Annotated in this window: 14 protein-coding genes; 2 read left to right on the forward strand and 12 right to left on the reverse strand. The window is 57.6% G+C overall.

What is annotated here, in order from left to right:
* Positions 1-5 precede the first annotated feature (5 nt).
* The 9 genes from glgA to JO226_RS23150 form a co-directional block, all read right to left on the reverse strand.
* Complete coding sequence (gene glgA / locus JO226_RS23110) at positions 6-1,439, reverse strand: glycogen synthase GlgA (RefSeq protein WP_296407924.1); 1,434 nt, start codon at positions 1,437-1,439, stop codon at positions 6-8.
* Positions 1,439-2,734 (reverse strand): glucose-1-phosphate adenylyltransferase, encoded by a 1,296-nt coding sequence (gene glgC, locus JO226_RS23115; protein WP_296407926.1) that lies wholly within the window; start codon positions 2,732-2,734, stop codon positions 1,439-1,441. The genes glgA and glgC overlap by 1 nt, the downstream gene beginning before the upstream one ends.
* 21 nt (positions 2,735-2,755) lie before the next feature.
* Entirely contained in the window at positions 2,756-4,738 is a 1,983-nt protein-coding gene (gene glgX, locus JO226_RS23120; protein WP_296407928.1) for a glycogen debranching protein GlgX, read from the reverse strand.
* The gene (gene glgB / locus JO226_RS23125; RefSeq protein ID WP_296407930.1) at positions 4,735-6,921 is read right to left on the reverse strand and encodes a 1,4-alpha-glucan branching enzyme; all 2,187 of its coding nucleotides are present in this window, start codon (positions 6,919-6,921) and stop codon (positions 4,735-4,737) included. The genes glgX and glgB overlap by 4 nt, the downstream gene beginning before the upstream one ends.
* Before the next feature lie 250 nt (positions 6,922-7,171).
* Complete coding sequence (asd, locus tag JO226_RS23130) at positions 7,172-8,278, reverse strand: aspartate-semialdehyde dehydrogenase (protein WP_296407931.1); 1,107 nt, start codon at positions 8,276-8,278, stop codon at positions 7,172-7,174.
* 323 nt (positions 8,279-8,601) lie between these two features.
* Positions 8,602-9,135, reverse strand: coding sequence for a gluconokinase (gene gntK / locus JO226_RS23135; protein ID WP_296407933.1), 534 nt, complete (start codon positions 9,133-9,135; stop codon positions 8,602-8,604).
* Between the two features lie 126 nt (positions 9,136-9,261).
* On the reverse strand, positions 9,262-10,257 hold the full coding sequence (gene gntR / locus JO226_RS23140; protein WP_296407935.1) for a gluconate operon transcriptional repressor GntR: 996 nt from the start codon (positions 10,255-10,257) through the stop codon (positions 9,262-9,264).
* A gap of 103 nt (positions 10,258-10,360) precedes the next feature.
* A complete protein-coding gene (locus JO226_RS23145; protein WP_296407937.1) occupies positions 10,361-11,056 on the reverse strand; it encodes a pirin family protein in 696 nt (231 codons plus the stop codon).
* A 122-nt stretch (positions 11,057-11,178) separates the two neighbouring features.
* Complete coding sequence (locus JO226_RS23150) at positions 11,179-12,216, reverse strand: oxidoreductase (RefSeq protein ID WP_296407938.1); 1,038 nt, start codon at positions 12,214-12,216, stop codon at positions 11,179-11,181.
* Between the two features lie 269 nt (positions 12,217-12,485).
* Here JO226_RS23150 and yhhY point away from each other — a divergent pair, with 269 nt between their 5' ends.
* On the forward strand, positions 12,486-12,974 hold the full coding sequence (yhhY, locus tag JO226_RS23155; protein ID WP_296407940.1) for an N-acetyltransferase: 489 nt from the start codon (positions 12,486-12,488) through the stop codon (positions 12,972-12,974).
* A gap of 36 nt (positions 12,975-13,010) precedes the next feature.
* Here the strand turns inward: yhhY and ggt are convergent, their stop codons facing one another.
* A complete protein-coding gene (gene ggt, locus JO226_RS23160) occupies positions 13,011-14,762 on the reverse strand; it encodes a gamma-glutamyltransferase (protein ID WP_296407942.1) in 1,752 nt (583 codons plus the stop codon).
* Positions 14,763-14,886: 124 nt separating this feature from the next.
* Here ggt and JO226_RS23165 point away from each other — a divergent pair, with 124 nt between their 5' ends.
* Positions 14,887-15,228 (forward strand): DUF2756 family protein, encoded by a 342-nt coding sequence (locus JO226_RS23165; RefSeq protein WP_296407945.1) that lies wholly within the window; start codon positions 14,887-14,889, stop codon positions 15,226-15,228.
* A gap of 28 nt (positions 15,229-15,256) precedes the next feature.
* Here the strand turns inward: JO226_RS23165 and ugpQ are convergent, their stop codons facing one another.
* Positions 15,257-15,997: a glycerophosphodiester phosphodiesterase gene (gene ugpQ / locus JO226_RS23170; protein ID WP_296407947.1), complete on the reverse strand. Its 741-nt coding sequence runs from the start codon at positions 15,995-15,997 to the stop codon at positions 15,257-15,259.
* Entirely contained in the window at positions 15,994-17,067 is a 1,074-nt protein-coding gene (locus JO226_RS23175) for a sn-glycerol-3-phosphate import ATP-binding protein UgpC (protein WP_296407948.1), read from the reverse strand. Before JO226_RS23175 ends, ugpQ begins: the two co-directional genes overlap by 4 nt.

Raw genomic sequence — 17,067 nt, forward strand, 5'->3', positions numbered from 1 at the left:
TGTCATTACATCAAGCGTTGATAAAGTTCGCGGTAAGAGTGCGCCGCGACTTGCCAGCTAAAATCCATGCTCATTGCCTGACGTTGCACGTAACGCCAGAGCGACGGGCGCGACCACAACACGAACGCACGCCGAATCGCTCTTAGCAGCGACCAGGCATTACTGTCTTCAAAGACAAAACCGCTGGCAATACCGTCCGCCAGATTCTCCAGAGAACTGTCGGAGACGGTGTCCGCTAATCCGCCGGTGCGGCGTACCAGCGGCAACGTACCGTACTTCAAACCATACAGCTGGGTCAGTCCGCAGGGCTCAAAACGCGACGGCACCAGAATCACATCCGCACCGCCCATAATCCGGTGCGAGAAGGCTTCATGGTAGCCAATCTGTACGCCCACTTGCCCCGGGTGCTCCGCCGCGGCGGCAAGGAAACCCTCCTGCAGCACCGGGTCGCCCGCCCCCAACAGCGCCAGTTGACCACCCTGCTCCAGCAGCCCTGGCAAGGCTTCCAACACCAGATCCAGCCCTTTCTGGCTGGTCAGGCGGCTGACAACGGCGAACAGCGGCACCTTGTCATTCACCTTAAGTCCCATCGCGATCTGCAGTTGCCGCTTGTTCTCCGCTTTCTCCTCCAGCGTATCGCGCGTATAGCGCGAGGCCAGCAGCAAATCGTGCTCCGGGCTCCAGATTTTGTCGTCAACGCCGTTGAGGATACCGGACAGACGCCCCTCCATATGGCGCTGGCGCAGCAGTCCTTCCATGCCGTAGGCGAACTGCGGTTCGGTAATTTCACGCGCATAGGTCGGGCTTACCGCCGTAATGTGATCGGCGTAATAGAGCCCGGCCTTGAGGAACGACATCTGCCCATTGAACTCCAGACCATGCATGTTATAGAACGACAATGGCAGTTGGATGTCATTCATATGGTGGGCGTAAAACATCCCCTGATAGGCCAGGTTATGTACGGTAAAAACCGACTTCGCCGGTCGCCCGCGCGCGGCCAGGTACGCTGGCGCCAACCCGGCATGCCAGTCGTGCGCATGTACCACGTCCGGGCGCCAGAACGGGTCCAACCCGCAGGCCATCTCGCAGCCCACCCACCCCAGCAGCGCAAATCGCAGCACGTTATCGGTGTACGCGTGCAGATTTGTGTCGTGATAGGGGCTTCCCGGGCGGTCATAGAGATGCGGCGCGTCGATCAGATAAATGCCAACGCCGTGATAGTGGCCGAACAGCAGCGTGATGCGCCCGGCGAACGTCTCGCGTCGCGTCACCACCTGAGCATCCGGCACCCCACGGCGAATATCCGGAAACGCAGGCAACAGCACGCGAGTATCTACCCCGTCGGCAATCTGCGCTGCCGGTAATGCGCCAATAACATCCGCCAGCCCGCCGGTTTTCAGCAGCGGGAACATCTCTGAACATACATGTAAGACCTGCATTATCGCTCCTGTTTGTGCCCCAGCTTGCGCAGCATCTCGCGCGTAACCAGCACGATACCTTCCTCTGAACGGTAGAAGCGACGAGCATCTTCCTCCGCGTTCTCGCCAATGACCATGCCTTCCGGGATAACGCACGCGCGGTCGATAATGCAGCGGCGCAGGCGGCACGAGCGCCCTATCCATACTTCTGGCAGTAAGACTGCCGAATCAATGTTGCAGAATGAGTTAATCCGCACGCGCGGGAACAGCACCGACTGCACCACCACGGAGCCGGAAATAATACAGCCGCCGGACACCAGCGAGTTCAGGGTCATACCGTGACTGCCCGAGCGGTCCTGAACGAATTTCGCCGGCGGCAGCGGTTCCATATGGGTGCGAATCGGCCAGTTCTGGTCGTACATATCCAGCTCCGGCATGACGGATGCGAGGTCGAGGTTCGCTTTCCAGTAGGCTTCCAGTGTTCCTACATCGCGCCAGTATGGCTCCGAGTTCGGATCGGACTGCACGCAGGACAATGGGAATGGATGCGCATAAGCCATGCCAGCCTTGGTTATTTTAGGAATGATGTCTTTGCCGAAATCATGGCTGGAGTTTTCGTCGAGGTCATCTTCTGCCAGCAGTTCATAAAGATAATCAGCATCAAAGACATAAATCCCCATACTGGCCAGCGACTTGTTCGGATCGTTGGGCATCGCAGGCGGATTCGCCGGTTTTTCCACGAAGTCGATAATCTTCTCGCGCTCATCGACCGCCATCACGCCGAAGGCCGTTGCCTCCTCAATGGGCACCGGCATACAGGCCACGGTGCAACGCGCCCCCTTTTCGACATGGTCGATCAGCATCCGCGAGTAGTCCTGCTTATAGATATGGTCGCCCGCGAGAATGACGACATACTCCGCCTTATAGCGACGGATGATGTCGAGGTTCTGCGTCACCGCATCCGCCGTGCCGCGGTACCAGTTTTCACCGTGTACGCGCTGCTGTGCCGGCAGCAGATCGACAAACTCGTTCATCTCTTCGCTAAAGAACGACCAACCGCGCTGGATATGCTGCACCAGCGTATGGGACTGATACTGCGTGATAACGCCAATACGACGAATACCGGAGTTAATACAGTTAGATAACGCAAAGTCGATAATGCGGAACTTGCCGCCAAAGTGGACGGCGGGTTTCGCGCGCTTGTTCGTCAGATCCTTCAGGCGGGTACCACGACCTCCCGCCAGAATCAGCGCCACTGATTTAATCGGCAGTTGACGAGCCAGCATCAACGGATCATTTTTTTCCAGGCCTACCATGATTAACTCCTTTTATACTCTTTAGAACATTGACCTTTCGAATGCGCACACTCCGTGCGCGGGTCCATGCCAGACAGCCATAATGACCGGATTATCCTCTCCGGCGAATGGGGGAATGGCGCGCCAGTTCCCCGTGGGTAACACAATATCTGCAACCTCTGAGGACGCGTTGACGGTAATAAGCCAGCGCTGCGCAAGCAGGATCTGCATGCGCGGAACGCCGTGCTGCCACTCGTCAGCGCTCAGGGGTTGCGCATCCTTATTGAGCCAACAAACGCTGCCGTCACCCTCCTGCCACCAGCGATCGCCGGTCAACGCCGGGATCTTCTGGCGCAGGTGAATCAACGCCGCAGTAAATGTGGTGAGTCCAGCATTCGCCTGCTCCCAGTCAAGCCAGGTTAAGGCGTTGTCCTGACAGTAGGCATTATTGTTGCCACGCTGGCTGTGCCCATGTTCATCACCGGCCAATAGCATCGGCGTCCCTTGCGAGAGCAGCAGTGTCGCCATTAGCGCATGGAGGCTGGCCCGACGCCGTTCTATCACATCGAGACTACCGCCTAATCCTTCTATACCATGGTTATTACTATGGTTATTGTTAGTACCGTCGCGGTTCTCTTCTCCGTTTGCCTCATTGTGTTTCTGGTTGAAACAAACGCAGTCACGCAGGGTAAAACCGTCGTGCGCCGTAATCAGATTAATCGACGCCGAAGGCGACCGCCCATTGCGTTGAAACACATCGCTTGAGGCGGCAAAGCGCTGGGCAAAATCGCCAAGCGAAAGCGACTGCTGCAGCCAAAAGCGCCGCATGCTGTCGCGAAAATGGTCGTTCCACTCGGCAAAAAACGGCGGAAAATTGCCCACCTGGTAGCCGCCGGGGCCAATGTCCCAGGGTTCGGCAATCAGTTTGACCGCCGATAACACCGGGTCGCGCCGGATGGCCTCAAACAGCGGCGCATCCTGGCGAAATTCCGGCGTACGCCCCATCACCGAGGCCAGGTCAAAGCGAAAACCGTCGACGTGGCATTCGTCCACCCAAAAACGCAGGCACTGGCGGGCATACTCCACCACGTCAGGCGCGCTCAGGTTGAGGGTATTACCGCAGCCGGTCCAGTTGTGGTAATCGCCGTCTTCCCTTATCCAATAATAGCTACGGTTATCAATTCCACGCAGGGAGAAGGTCGGCCCTTCCAGATCGCTTTCCGCACTGTGATTAAGCACCACGTCGAGGATCACCTCGATCCCCGCCTTGTGCAGCGCCTTAACCGCATCGCGAAACTCGGTGAGCGCGGATGCCGCCGTCGTCGCATAACGGGGATCGAGCGCAAATATCGCCAGCGGGTTATAGCCCCAGTAGTTGGACAGCCCCAGCCGTTGCAGGCGCGGTTCGCTGACAAAATGGGCGACCGGCATCAGCTCAAGCGCAGTAATGCCCAGCTGTTTAAAGTAGCTGAGCATTTGCGGATGGGCGAGCGCCTGCCAAGTGCCGCGAATCTCGCGCGGAATACCGGGATGCTGAATGGTCAGCCCCTTCACATGCGCTTCATACAGCACCGTGTTGCCCCACGGCGTACGGGGCGCGGTATCACCGCCCCAGTCGTAGTGCAAATCCACCACCACCGCCTTCGGCGCCACCGCGGCGCTGTCTCGATGGTCAGGCTCATCGAAACCGCCGTGCAGGCGCGGCTCATCCTTGAGCTCCCCCGCGACGCGATGGGCGCACGGGTCGAGCAGCAGCTTTGCCGGGTTAAAGCGGTGCCCCTGCGCAGGCTCCCACGGCCCGTGGACGCGATAGCCGTAGTGCAGACCGGGGCGCGCCGCCGGCAGGTAGCCGTGCCAGACATTGCCGGTACGGGACGGCAAATCCTCACGATGCTCATTGCCGTCCTGGTCAAACACACAGAGTTCCACCCGCTGCGCGTGGGCGGAAAACAGCGTGAAGTTCACGCCGTTGCCGTCGTAACGCGCGCCTAACGGCGCTGGTGTTCCCGCCGTGAGTTTTTTCATTCCCCCTCCCGCACCAGCCACAGGGTGGACAGCGGCGGCAGCGTAAGCGACAGCGAATGCTGCCGACCGTGGCTCGCTATCTCGTCGCTTTGCACCGCGCCGCCGTTACCGGCGTTGCTGCCGTGGTAGTGCGTCGAATCGGTGTTCATCTCTTCGCGCCAGCGGCCCGGCTGGTTAATGCCGAGGCGGTAATGGTGACGCGGCACCGGCGTAAAGTTGCTGATGACGATGATCTCGTTGCCCTGGCGGTCGCGACGCACAAACGCCAGTACCGAACGCTCGTTGTCATCCACCACCAGCCACTCAAAGCCGTAAGACTCGAAATCCAGCTCGTGCAGCGCTTTATGGTGACGGTAGGTATGGTTGAGATCGCGCACCAGACGCTGCACGCCGTGGTGCCAGTTGTCCCCACCCTCCAGCAGATGCCAGTCAAGGCTGCTGTCATGGTTCCACTCGCGCCCCTGGGCGAATTCGTTGCCCATAAACAGAAGCTTTTTACCCGGGAAGGCGAACATCCAGCCGTAGTAGGCGCGCAGGTTAGCGAACTTTTGCCACGCATCGCCCGGCATCCGGTCGAGAATCGATTTTTTACCGTGCACCACTTCGTCGTGCGACAGCGGCAGGATGAAGTTCTCGGTGTAGTTGTACAGCATGCCGAAGGTGAGCTTGTCGTGGTGATACTGACGGTGTACCGGGTCGAGCTTCATGTAGTCGAGCGTGTCGTGCATCCAGCCCATGTTCCACTTAAACCAGAAGCCGAGGCCGCCCATCGACGCCGGGCGAGAGACACCGGCAAAGTCGGTCGACTCTTCCGCCATGCTCACCGCGCCCGGCACCTGCTCGCCAAGGATGCGGTTGGTGCTGCGCAGAAACTCGATAGCTTCCAGGTTTTCGCGCCCGCCGTGTTCGTTCGGGATCCACTCTCCCTCTTTACGGCTGTAGTCACGGTAGATCATCGACGCCACCGCATCCACGCGCAGGGCGTCGATGCCAAAACGCTCGATCCAGTACAGCGCGTTGCCCACCAGATAGTTGGCGACTTCGCGGCGACCGTAGTTGTAGATAAGCGTATTCCAGTCCTGGTGGTAGCCCTCGCGCGGGTCACTGTGTTCGTAAAGCTCAGTACCGTCAAAACGCGCCAGGCCAAAATCATCGGACGGGAAATGCCCCGGCACCCAGTCAAGAATCACGTTAAGCCCGGCGGCGTGCGCGGCGTTGATGAAGTAGCGGAAGTCGTCGCGGGTGCCGAAGCGGCGCGTCGGCGCGTATAACCCGGTGGGCTGATAGCCCCAGCTGCCGTCGAACGGGTGTTCGTTAACCGGCATTAGCTCCAGGTGGGTAAAGCCCATCCACTTCGCGTAAGGCACCAGTTGATCCGCCAACTCGCGGTAGCTCAGCCAGAAGTTGTTATCGGTATGGCGACGCCAGGAACCGAGATGCACCTCGTAAATGGAAATCGGCGCATCAAACTGGTTGGCTTTGCGGCGCGACTCCGGCTGTTCGACCTTCTCCGGCAGCCCGCAGATAAGCGACGCGGTTTCGGGGCGCATTTGCGCTTCAAAAGCGTACGGGTCGGCTTTAATACGCAACTTGCCGTGCGCATCGATCATTTCAAACTTATACAGCTGACCGTGCTGCGCGCCGGGGATAAACAGCTCCCAGATGCCGGACTCCGCACGCAGACGCATCGGGTGGCGGCGACCGTCCCAGTAGTTGAACTGGCCAACCACAGAGACCCGGCGGGCATTCGGCGCCCAGACGGAGAAACGGGTGCCGGTCACGCCGTCCATGGTATCCGCATGCGCCCCCAGCGTTTCATAGGGTCGCAAGTGCGTGCCTTCCGACAGCAGCCACGTGTCCATCTCCTGCAACAGCGGGCCAAAGCTATACGGGTCGTCAATCAGGTTCTGCTGACCATGCCACATCACGGCCAGTTGGTAGCGGAAGGGGTTTTTACGTCGCGGCAGCACGCCGCAGAAAAATCCTCGCGAATCAAGGCACTCCAGATTGCCCACTTTCCGTCCGGTTTTCAGTTCAATGACCCACACGTCGGTGGCATCAGGTAAGAGTGCGCGGACTTCCAGTCCAGCGTCGGTACAATGCATGCCAAGCACGGAGAATGGGTCCGCAAAGTGGCCAGCAATGAGGGCATTAATCACGTCTCTATCAATACGATCGGACATGTTCATCATCCTGTTTTATGTGTCGCCACATTCCTGTTCCTACGGCGACATTTTTTTTGACCTGACGGTGCAACACATTGCACTGCTTCTGCACCATCCCACCTTCAGGGAAAATACTCCCTTAAAGCATAGCCAAGACGCTATCTGACTCCTGGTAAAAATTTAGGCATACGTATTTACTCCTTGTACTACGTATAAAGTTGCAGGCATAAAAAAGGGGTGACATCGCACCCCTTTTTACAGTTTTCTTTTACGCGAGCTGCCGCAGTATGCGGCGCAGCGGCTCGGCGGCGCCCCACAGCAGCTGGTCGCCGACCGTAAAGGCGGACAAATACTCCGGCCCCATATTCAGCTTACGCAGACGACCCACTGGCGTCGTCAGCGTGCCGGTCACCGCCGCCGGTGTCAGCTCACGCAGGGTGATATCGCGATCGTTAGGCACGACTTTCGCCCACGGGTTATGCGCCGCCAGCAGTTCTTCCACCGTCGGAATCGACACATCTTTTTTCAGTTTGAGGGTAAACGCCTGGCTGTGGCAGCGCAGCGCGCCGATGCGAACACACAGGCCATCCACCGGGATGGTTTTCTGGGTGCCGAGAATTTTGTTGGTCTCCGCCTGGCCCTTCCACTCTTCGCGGCTCTGACCGTTGTCGAGCTGCTTGTCGATCCACGGGATCAGACTGCCAGCCAGCGGTACGCCGAAATTATCGGTCGGCAGGTTGCCGCTGCGGGTAAGCTGCGTCACTTTGCGTTCGATATCCAGAATCGCCGATGCCGGGTTCGCCAGCTCGTCCGCCACGTAGTGATGCAACTGGCCCATCTGGGTCAGCAGTTCACGCATGTGGCGCGCGCCGCCGCCGGACGCCGCCTGGTAGGTCGCCACAGAGACCCACTCCACCAGGTCCTGAGCAAACAGACCGCCGAGGGACATCAGCATCAGGCTGACAGTGCAGTTGCCGCCAACGAAGGTTTTGATGCCGTTGTTTAAACCGTCGGTAATCACGTGCTGGTTTACCGGGTCAAGAATGATAATGGCGTCATCTTTCATGCGAAGCGAAGACGCAGCGTCAATCCAGTATCCCTGCCATCCGCTTTCACGCAGTTTTGGATAAACGTCGTTGGTATAATCGCCGCCCTGGCAGGTGACAATAATGTCGAGCGCCTTCAGCGCGTCAAGATCGAAGGCATCCTGAAGCGTTCCACCGGTCGTTGCGCCAAACGCAGGCGCAGCCTGACCATGCTGAGATGTGGAAAAGAAGACCGGGCGGATAGCGTCGAAGTCGCGCTCTTCGACCATGCGTTGCATGAGTACGGAGCCGACCATTCCGCGCCAACCGATAAAACCAACATTTTTCATAGCGTGTTTTCCTGCAGAGATGTGTGCTGTGTTCTGAACCCGTAAATTCAGATTGATACTGGGACATCCCTCACATTACAAAAAGCTGCCAAAGTCGCAAGTGAAAATAATCAATGATGCCTAACCATTAAGTAAAGCAACTTATTTATATTTCAGTTATGCACAACTGGCAGGGTGAAAATCCAGGCAATTATCAGGGAAATAGCAAGCGGAGGGAACGCCTTTCCACGGCCGGGCAACAGCCGCGAATTGCCCGCCGGTGACGAGCAAAGCGTATGCTATTAGGGTTGCCTGATGGCGCTGCGCTTATCAGGCAAATGCACTCACTCCTGGCAATCTTTGTTGATAAACGTAATCGCGCTGGCAACGACGCCGTCCAGCGACTGATCGATATCGACAATCAGCACATCTTTCTCGTCCGCGCCCGGTTCCTGCAGCGTTTCAAACTGAGTCACCAGCATCTGCGTTTTGAAAAAGTGGCCTTTACGCGCCTTCAGACGGCTTTCAATCACCGAGAAATCGCCTTTAAGGTAGATAAACGAGAGGTTGGGATTCCCTTCGCGCAGGATGTCGCGATAGGATTTTTTCAGTGCGGAGCAAACGATAATCGACACCTTGTTGGTGCGCTGCATGGCAAAGGCAGCATCGTTCAGCGCCTGCAGCCACGGCTTGCGATCGTCGTCATTCAGCGGTTCGCCGGAGGACATTTTGGCGATATTACAGCGTGGGTGAAGGAAGTCGCCATCAAGAAACGCGGCATTCAATTGATGCGCCACTTCGCTTGCAACAGCAGATTTACCGCTGCCGGATACGCCCATCAGGACATAAACGTGGTGATCATGGTTAGTCGTGCTCAAAGCAGGCCCCTCAGTAAATTGTTACGGGTAACAGTTATCGGTAACATTGTCCTGCCGGGACTATTGAGAAGCAATATCCAAACGCGTATGAAATGAATATGTGTGATCTACTTCAAACTTGTCTGACTAAATAGATCCGCCTGGTGACAAGGTGAAACCTAAATCTAACATTTGCGGCGTAACGGTTTCACCACGAATGCGCGCCAGCAGTCGCTCTGCGCCAATGCGGCCCATCCGCTCGCGCGGCGTCAGCACGCTGGCAAGCCGCGGTTCCATCACCTGACCAATATCGTGACCGTGGAAACCGGCGATCGCCATATCGTCAGGAATTCTCAGCCCCAAACGCTGGCATTCAAACGCCGCCCCGACAGCCAGGTCATCGTTGGTGCAAAAGATACCGTCAAGCTGGGGGTACTCCCGCCGCGCCTGGCGCATCAGTTCAATCCCCGCGGAGTAAGAAGAGGATTGCTCCACCATCACGCTATAGGGCACCAGACCTGAATCATGCATCGCTTGCTCATAGCCCTGCTGTTTCATGATAGTACGTTCATCGAGACGCGCGCCCAGGTAGGCGATATGACGATGCCCGCGGGCGATGATGGCGGCGGTCATCTGCCTTGCTGCTTCAAAGTTATCGAAGCCAACGGCAATATCAAGACACGGCGATCGGCTGTCCATCAGCTCCACCACCGGGATCCCCGCCACCTCAATCATTTTGCGGGTGCGGGCGGTATGGGTACGTTCCGACAGGATAAGCCCGTCGATGTTCCACGACAGCATCGACTCCAGCCGGTCCTCTTCCATTTCCGGCTTATAGCCGTAGTGGGCCAGCATCGCCTGGTAGCCGTACGCATCGGTCACGCTTTCGATGCCCTTAAGCACCTCGGCGAATACCTGGTTGGTGAGCGAGGGAAGCAGAACGCCAATCGCGCGGCTGGTGGCGTTGGAGAGAATATCCGGCGCGCGGTTGGGGATATAACCCAGTTCATCAAGGGCGGCGGCAATTTTGCCACGCAGTGCCACGGAAACCTGCTCCGGGTTACGTAAGAACCGGCTGACCGTCATTTTGGTCACGCCGACGCGATCGGCCACATCCTGAAGTACGGGTCTTTTCTTTTTCATCGTCCTGACTGTGATAAACGGGGAGACATTGGCTCAGTTTATCACGGACGACGCCTAACCTTCCCCTGTGAAAAAGGAAGGTTAGGCATTTATTTATGGATAATCAGACCGGCGGCAGGTCAAACAGCAGAATTTCGCTATCGCTGTCGGCATGCACCGAAATCGCCTGCTCGTCCCAAATCGCCAGGCCATCGCTGGTGGTCGCTTGGGTGCCGTTGATGGACACGCTGCCTTTCACCACCTGGATCCACACGCGGCGGTCAGCGGCAATCTGATGCACCGACTGCTCATCTTTCGCCAGCGCCCAGCGGTACAGCGCCATATCCTGGTACACTTTCAGCGAGCCGTCGCGGGCATCCGGCGAGAGCACCAGCTGTTTGCCCTGAGCGGCGTCGAAGCGGCGCTGCTCATAGCGCGGCGTAATGCCGTTTTCTTCCGGCATGATCCAAATCTGGTACAAATGCAGACGCTCAGTGTCGCTCGGGTTGTACTCAGAGTGACGAATACCGGTACCGGCGCTCATAATCTGGAACTCACCGGCAGGCACCTGCTCTTTGTTGCCCATGCTGTCCTGATGTTCTACCGCGCCTTCCAGCACATAGGTCAGAATTTCCATGTCCTTGTGCGGGTGAGTACCGAAGCCCTGGCCTGCCTCGATTACGTCATCGTTGATCACGCGCAGCGCGGAGAAGCCCATAAAGTTCGGGTCATAGTAGTTGGCGAAGGAGAAGGTATGCCAGGAGTCCAGCCAACCGTGGTTCGCATGGCCGCGCTCGTTTGCTTTGCGTAAGTAGATCATGATGTTCACCCCGTGTTCGTTTCGATGGAGGTAGTGTGGACCCGAACCGCCCTGGATGATAGTGGGTGAAAATTGACTCCTCTGTTCAAAAAATATGAATAAGAACAGAGGAGCTTTCGCCGTTACTTTGACAGGTCGATCGTGGCCGGAGACGGCCGATCGAAACCGCGCTGGAGGATCTCAAGGTTGGTGAGAACTTCAGATTCCTTGACGTAATTTGGCGCGCCGTTAACCAGCGTCTCGTACAGCGCATCGTAGACCCGGCCATAGTCGCCAGTCTCCGGCGCCATCGCTTCACGCACGCTCACCCCGTCGTCATTCACATACTCAAGCACGCCGACGGAATCGTCCGCTGCAAACTCCGGCTCGCCCGGCATGATGTTCGCTTTGAGGCTGGTCTCCTGCTGGTCGATACCGTATTTCACAAACGAGCCTTTCGTCCCGTGAACGATAAATTTCGGGTACTCGATTTTCACCAGATGGCTGGTTTTGACGATGGCCTTCAGGTTGCCGTAGAACAGCTGCGCTTCGAAGGTGTCGTCCGGGTTCGCCTTGTTGCGCAGGCTGCGGATGTCATAAGTGACGTGATCAGGGCGGCCAAACAGCGAGATGATTTGATCCAGGGTATGCACGCCAAGGCCGTAAAACGCGCCATCCTGCGGCAGGCCGGGTTTGCTTTCCGCCACCGGGCGGTAATAGTCGAAGTGACTTTCTATTTCGACGATCTCGCCAAGCTTACCGCTCTCAATGGCCTTTTTGGCGGTCAGGAAGCAAGAGTCAAAGCGGCGGTTCTGATACGGCGTCACCGTCAAACCTTTGCTTTGTGCCAGCTCGAACAGCACTTTCGCTTCGGTGAGCGTCGGGGTAAACGGTTTCTCAACCAGCACGTTTTTGCCCGCCTCCAGCGCGCGGCGGGCGTAGTCAAAGTGGCTGTCGGCGTGGGTGCAGACAATGACCAGTTTGACCTGAGGATCGTCCAGCACCTCATACAGGTCGCTGGTGAAGTGGATATGAGAATACTGCGGATGCTGCTCCTCCGGCTTGGCGTGACGGCGGAAGATATGCGCCACATGCCAGCGGTCCTTGCGGTTGAGAACATAGGGAAGATGATAACGGGTGGTGCTTTTACCGAACCCGATAAATGCGCAATGCAGGGTCATGATTCCGTCCTTTTTCAGGTAGCTGAGGATACCTTAGCGCAAAACCAGACTGAAAAAAAAAGCCAGCGCGAGGCTGGCTAAAATAATACTGGAAGCAATGTGAGCAATGTCGTGCTTTCAGGTTCTCCGGAAAGGTCTCCCTGAATGCGAGGTAATAATAATCATTATCATTCGCACCTGTCTACTCCTTTTTGCAAAAAATGTGTATTGACGACATTTCGCTTCTCGGTGATGTTAAAAGGGACAACTAACCGTAAAGGAGATGAGGAATGAGTGACATAGTGATACGCCATGCTGAACCGAAAGACGTTGACGCGATTCGTCAGATTCACGCCCAGCCAGAGGTGTATCACAACACGCTACAGGTTCCCCATCCCTCCGAGTCGATGTGGCAAGAACGCCTGACCGACCGCCCGGGTATCAAACAACTGGTAGCCTGCGTGGAGGATATCGTGGTGGGACATCTCACTATCGATGTTAGCCAGCGCCCACGACGCAGCCATGTGGCCGATTTTGGCATCTGCGTCGACGCGCAGTGGCATAATCGCGGGGTCGCCAGCGCGCTGATCCGAACGATGATCGACATGTGTGACAACTGGCTGCGGGTAAACAGAATCGAGCTGACGGTCTTTGCCGATAACGCACCGGCGGTAGCGGTCTACCGCAAGTTCGGCTTTGAAATCGAAGGCACCGGCAAACAATTTGCCCTGCGTAACGGCGAGTATGTGGATGCGTACTATATGGCGCGCGTGAAGTAAAACCTGCCCCTCACCGGCCTGGTGAGGGGCTCCACGTTAATACCCTGCTGTTAAATCATCCACCGAGCGCGGATCGGACGCGCCGTACAGCGCGCCATCCGGCCCGACCATAATGCTCTGCGTGCTCCCCATCGCCTCTTTCACCGCCACTTTCTGCCCCTTCTGCTCCAGCAGTTTTATCGTGTCCGGGCTAAAACCCTTCTCGACGCGCAGCTCGTCCGGCAGCCACTGGTGATGAAAGCGCGGCGCGTTGGTCGCTTCCGCCACGTTCATCCCGAAATCGATGGTGTTCACCACCATTTGCAGCACAGTGGTAATAATACGGCTGCCGCCAGGGCTACCGGTCACCAGCCAGGTTTTACCATCCTTGACCACAATCGTCGGCGACATCGACGACAGCGGACGTTTTTTCGGCCCCACGGCGTTAGCATCGCCGCCAACAAGGCCGTAAACGTTCGGCACGCCAGGCTTCGCCGAGAAGTCGTCCATCTCGTTGTTCAGCAGAATGCCGCTGTTGCCCGCCACAATGCCCGTGCCGAAGGTGGTGTTCAGCGTATAGGTCACCGCCACCGCATTGCCGTCTTTATCCACCACGGAAAAATGGGTGGTCTGGTTACTTTCATACGGCGCCAGTTTTCCCGGACGGATCTGGCTTGAGGGTTTCGCTTTGTTGAGATCGATCTCCGCGGCTATCGACTTTGCGTACGCTTTGTTGGTCAGCGCTTGCCACGGCACCTTGATGAAATCCGGGTCGCCCAGGTATTCGGAACGATCGGCATAAGCATGTTTTTCCGCCTCGGCCATGATCTGCATCGCATCCGCGCTGCCGAAGCCGTACTGCTTCATATCGAAGTTTTCCAGAATATTCAGGATCTCCACGATATGAATCCCGCCGGAGGACGGCGGCGGCATGGAATAGACCTCATAGCCGCGGTACTGGCCGCTGATGGGCGTCCGCTCGACCGCTTTATAATTTGCCAGATCGTCTTTGGTGATAAGCCCGCCGTTGTTCTTCATTTCGGCGACAATCTCATCAGCAATCGGGCCTTTATAGAACGCGTCAGGCCCGTTTTCCGCAATAAGCTCCAGGCTTTTCGCCAGATTCGCCTGCACCAGCTTGTCGCCTTTTTTCAGCGGCTCGCCGTTTTTCCAGAAGATGGCTTTGCTGAAGTCATGCTGAGGAATAACCTCACTGCCGTAGATTTTCAGGTCATCGGCCAGCGCATCGTTCACGACAAAACCCGCTTTGGCGAGATCGATTGCCGGGCGGATCACCTTGTTCAGCGGCAGCGTGCCGTATTTTTCCAGCGCCAGCGAGAAGCCAGCGACCGTGCCTGGCGTCCCGGAAGCCAGATGCGAGGTCAGTGATTTTTTGCTGTCAGGGTTGCCCTGAGCGTCGAGGAACATATCGCGAGACGCCTGTGCTGGCGCCATTTCACGGAAATCGATCGCCGTGGTTTTCCCGTCTTTGGTGCGTAACAGCATAAAACCGCCGCCGCCCAGGTTCCCGGCCTGCGGATGGGTCACCGCCAGCGCGTAGCCGACCGCCACCGCGGCATCCACCGCATTACCGCCCTGCTTCAGGATATCAACGCCGACCTGAGTCGCCATCGCATCGACGGAAGCGACCATCCCGTGGGCGGCGCGAACCGGGTGAAAGACGTCCTCTTCAACGCCGTAGGAGACCGGGGACGCTGCCGGCGGCGGCGTATTTGCCGCCACGCCGAACGTTCCGCCAGCCAGTAATGCCGCAATGGCGACCCACCGCCAGAATCTTGGTTTCATCATTGTTATTCTCCAGGTGAAAGGGGTTATGCTCCCGCTTAAGCCTGGTTCACAACGCTTAAAAAATCATCGTACTGGGTGAAAGCAGGTACACTTAAAAGAAGACCTCACAAGGGGGGAAAGGGAAATGAAACGACTTTTACTGCTTGCGGCGTTACTGCCGTTTACCGTGCTCGCGCAGCCGCTGAACGTGACCAACAATCCGAATCAGCCGGGGTATATCATTCCCAGCCAGCAGCGCATGCAAAATCAGATGCAAAGCCAGCAGATTCAGCAACAAGGAATGCTGAACCAGCAGGTGCAGAACCAGTCGCAGCTGCAGAACCAGCGTCTGCAGTCGCAGTTGAACAGCAACCAGCAGCGGGTGATTGACCTGCAGCCGGGCCAGCAGATGCTGCCTAACAGCAACGGCGGCATGCTCAACGGCGGCGGCTCCAGCAGCCAGCAGCACATGTTGCCGCAAAATTAACTGGCCGCCGGGCGGCGGCCATAGAGGATCAGGCCTGGAAATCCGGGCCGATGACGTCAATCGCATCGGTGCAGATGCAGTCGACTCCCCAGCGCAGCAGCTCTGCCGCCCGCTGGGGAGCATTCACGGTATACACCAGAATATGCAGACCCGCGTCTTTCAACTGACGCACCCGGGCCTCATCGAGCAGCGCGTGATTCAGGTGAATCGATACACAGCCCAGCCGTGCAGTGAGTTCGCGCCAGTCATCCCGCCATTCGTCCAGCAATAGCCCGCGCGGAAGCTCCGGCACGGCCTGCTGCGCCGCCTCAAGGGCGTCAATGTCAAATGATGACAGCAGCGGCGCCGTCATGCCCTGCCACAGCTCGCGGGCCGCCAGCGCAACCAGTTTGCCGGTCAATGGCCCTGTGCCGGTGGTGGGTTTAATTTCGATGTTGGCCATCATGCCATGCTCATGGCAGCGTTCAGCCACCTGCGAAAGCAGCGGTAGCGGTTCGCCTTTGAACTCGCCGCTGTACCAGCTTCCGGCGTCAACGTTGCGCAAATCATTCCACGCCAGATCCCCGGCGACACCCCAGCCGTTGCTGGTGCGCTCGAGCGTGTCGTCATGCAACAGGAAGACGTGCCCGTCCTTCGACAGTTTGGCGTCAAATTCAATCATCGTGTGGCCGTAACGCGACCCCACGTCGATCGCCGCCAGGGTGTTTTCCGGCGCGCGCTTCCCACCGCCGCGATGGGCGACAATACGGGGATAGGGCCAGTTGCTCATAGTCGTTGTCCTGTTTCACCATCAAAGAGGTGCAGATGCTTGTCCGCCAGGTGTAGCCACAGCGTGCTGCCCGCCTGTGGGCGATGCTGATGCGGTAATCGCACCACCAGCTTCTGGGTTCCCCAATGGCCGTGTGCCAGGTTATCTGCCCCTAAAATCTCCAGCGTATCCACTACCAGCGGTACGCCGCCGTCTGCCTGCGAGCTTACCGCAATATGTTCCGGGCGGATACCTAAGGTCATCTGGCGTCCGCGATAGCCGCAAAACCGCCCGTTCACCGGCAGCGCCATCCCGTCGTCGAGTTCAAAATGGCTGCCCGAGGCGCTGATTTTGCCGTCAAGCAGGTTCATCGCCGGGCTGCCGATGAAGCTGGCGACAAAGCGGGTGGCGGGCTTCTCGTACACCTCTACTGGCGTGCCAATCTGCTCGGCGATGCCTTTGTTCATCACCATCACCCGCTGGGCGAGGGTCATGGCTTCCACCTGATCGTGGGTGACGTACAGGCTGGTCGTATTCAGGCGACGGTGTAATTGCTGTAGCTCAAGACGCATCTGCACGCGCAGCTTGGCGTCGAGGTTTGACAGCGGCTCATCAAACAGGAAAACGGCCGGGTCGCGGACAATAGCGCGCCCCATTGCCACACGCTGGCGCTGGCCGCCGGAAAGCTCGCGCGGGTGGCGCTTAAGCAGGTGTTCAAGCTCAAGAATACGCGCCGCGTCCTGCACGCGTCCGGCGATATGCGCCTTACCCATACCGCGAATTTTTAAGCCCCACGCCATGTTCTCTTCCACGCTCATATGGGGATAGAGCGCATAGTTCTGAAAGACCATCGCGATACCGCGCGCTTTCGGCTCAAGCTCGGTCACGCGCTGGTTATCAATCCAGATATCACCGCTGCTGACGCGCTCAAGCCCCGCCACCATACGTAAAAGCGTTGATTTTCCGCACCCCGAGGGGCCAACCATCACAATGAATTCGCCATCGGCGATGTCTACCGAGAGCGGCTGGATCACCTGCGTTTTACCGCCGTCCCAGCTTTTGCTTACTGCCTGTAATTTCAAACCTGCCAT

It is taken from the genome of Pluralibacter sp. (assembly GCF_019237635.1).
Classification (GTDB): domain Bacteria; phylum Pseudomonadota; class Gammaproteobacteria; order Enterobacterales; family Enterobacteriaceae; genus Enterobacter_B.

Coding starts and splice junctions, on each gene's coding strand:
- glgA (WP_296407924.1), bottom strand. CDS start 1,439: ATGCAGGTCTTACATGTATGTTCAGAGATGTTCCCGCTGCTGAAAACC.
- glgC (WP_296407926.1), bottom strand. CDS start 2,734: ATGGTAGGCCTGGAAAAAAATGATCCGTTGATGCTGGCTCGTCAACTG.
- glgX (WP_296407928.1), bottom strand. CDS start 4,738: ATGAAAAAACTCACGGCGGGAACACCAGCGCCGTTAGGCGCGCGTTAC.
- glgB (WP_296407930.1), bottom strand. CDS start 6,921: ATGTCCGATCGTATTGATAGAGACGTGATTAATGCCCTCATTGCTGGC.
- asd (WP_296407931.1), bottom strand. CDS start 8,278: ATGAAAAATGTTGGTTTTATCGGTTGGCGCGGAATGGTCGGCTCCGTA.
- gntR (WP_296407935.1), bottom strand. CDS start 10,257: ATGAAAAAGAAAAGACCCGTACTTCAGGATGTGGCCGATCGCGTCGGC.
- JO226_RS23145 (WP_296407937.1), bottom strand. CDS start 11,056: ATGATCTACTTACGCAAAGCAAACGAGCGCGGCCATGCGAACCACGGT.
- JO226_RS23150 (WP_296407938.1), bottom strand. CDS start 12,216: ATGACCCTGCATTGCGCATTTATCGGGTTCGGTAAAAGCACCACCCGT.
- yhhY (WP_296407940.1), top strand. CDS start 12,486: ATGAGTGACATAGTGATACGCCATGCTGAACCGAAAGACGTTGACGCG.
- ggt (WP_296407942.1), bottom strand. CDS start 14,762: ATGATGAAACCAAGATTCTGGCGGTGGGTCGCCATTGCGGCATTACTG.
- JO226_RS23165 (WP_296407945.1), top strand. CDS start 14,887: ATGAAACGACTTTTACTGCTTGCGGCGTTACTGCCGTTTACCGTGCTC.
- ugpQ (WP_296407947.1), bottom strand. CDS start 15,997: ATGAGCAACTGGCCCTATCCCCGTATTGTCGCCCATCGCGGCGGTGGG.
- JO226_RS23175 (WP_296407948.1), bottom strand. CDS start 17,067: ATGGCAGGTTTGAAATTACAGGCAGTAAGCAAAAGCTGGGACGGCGGT.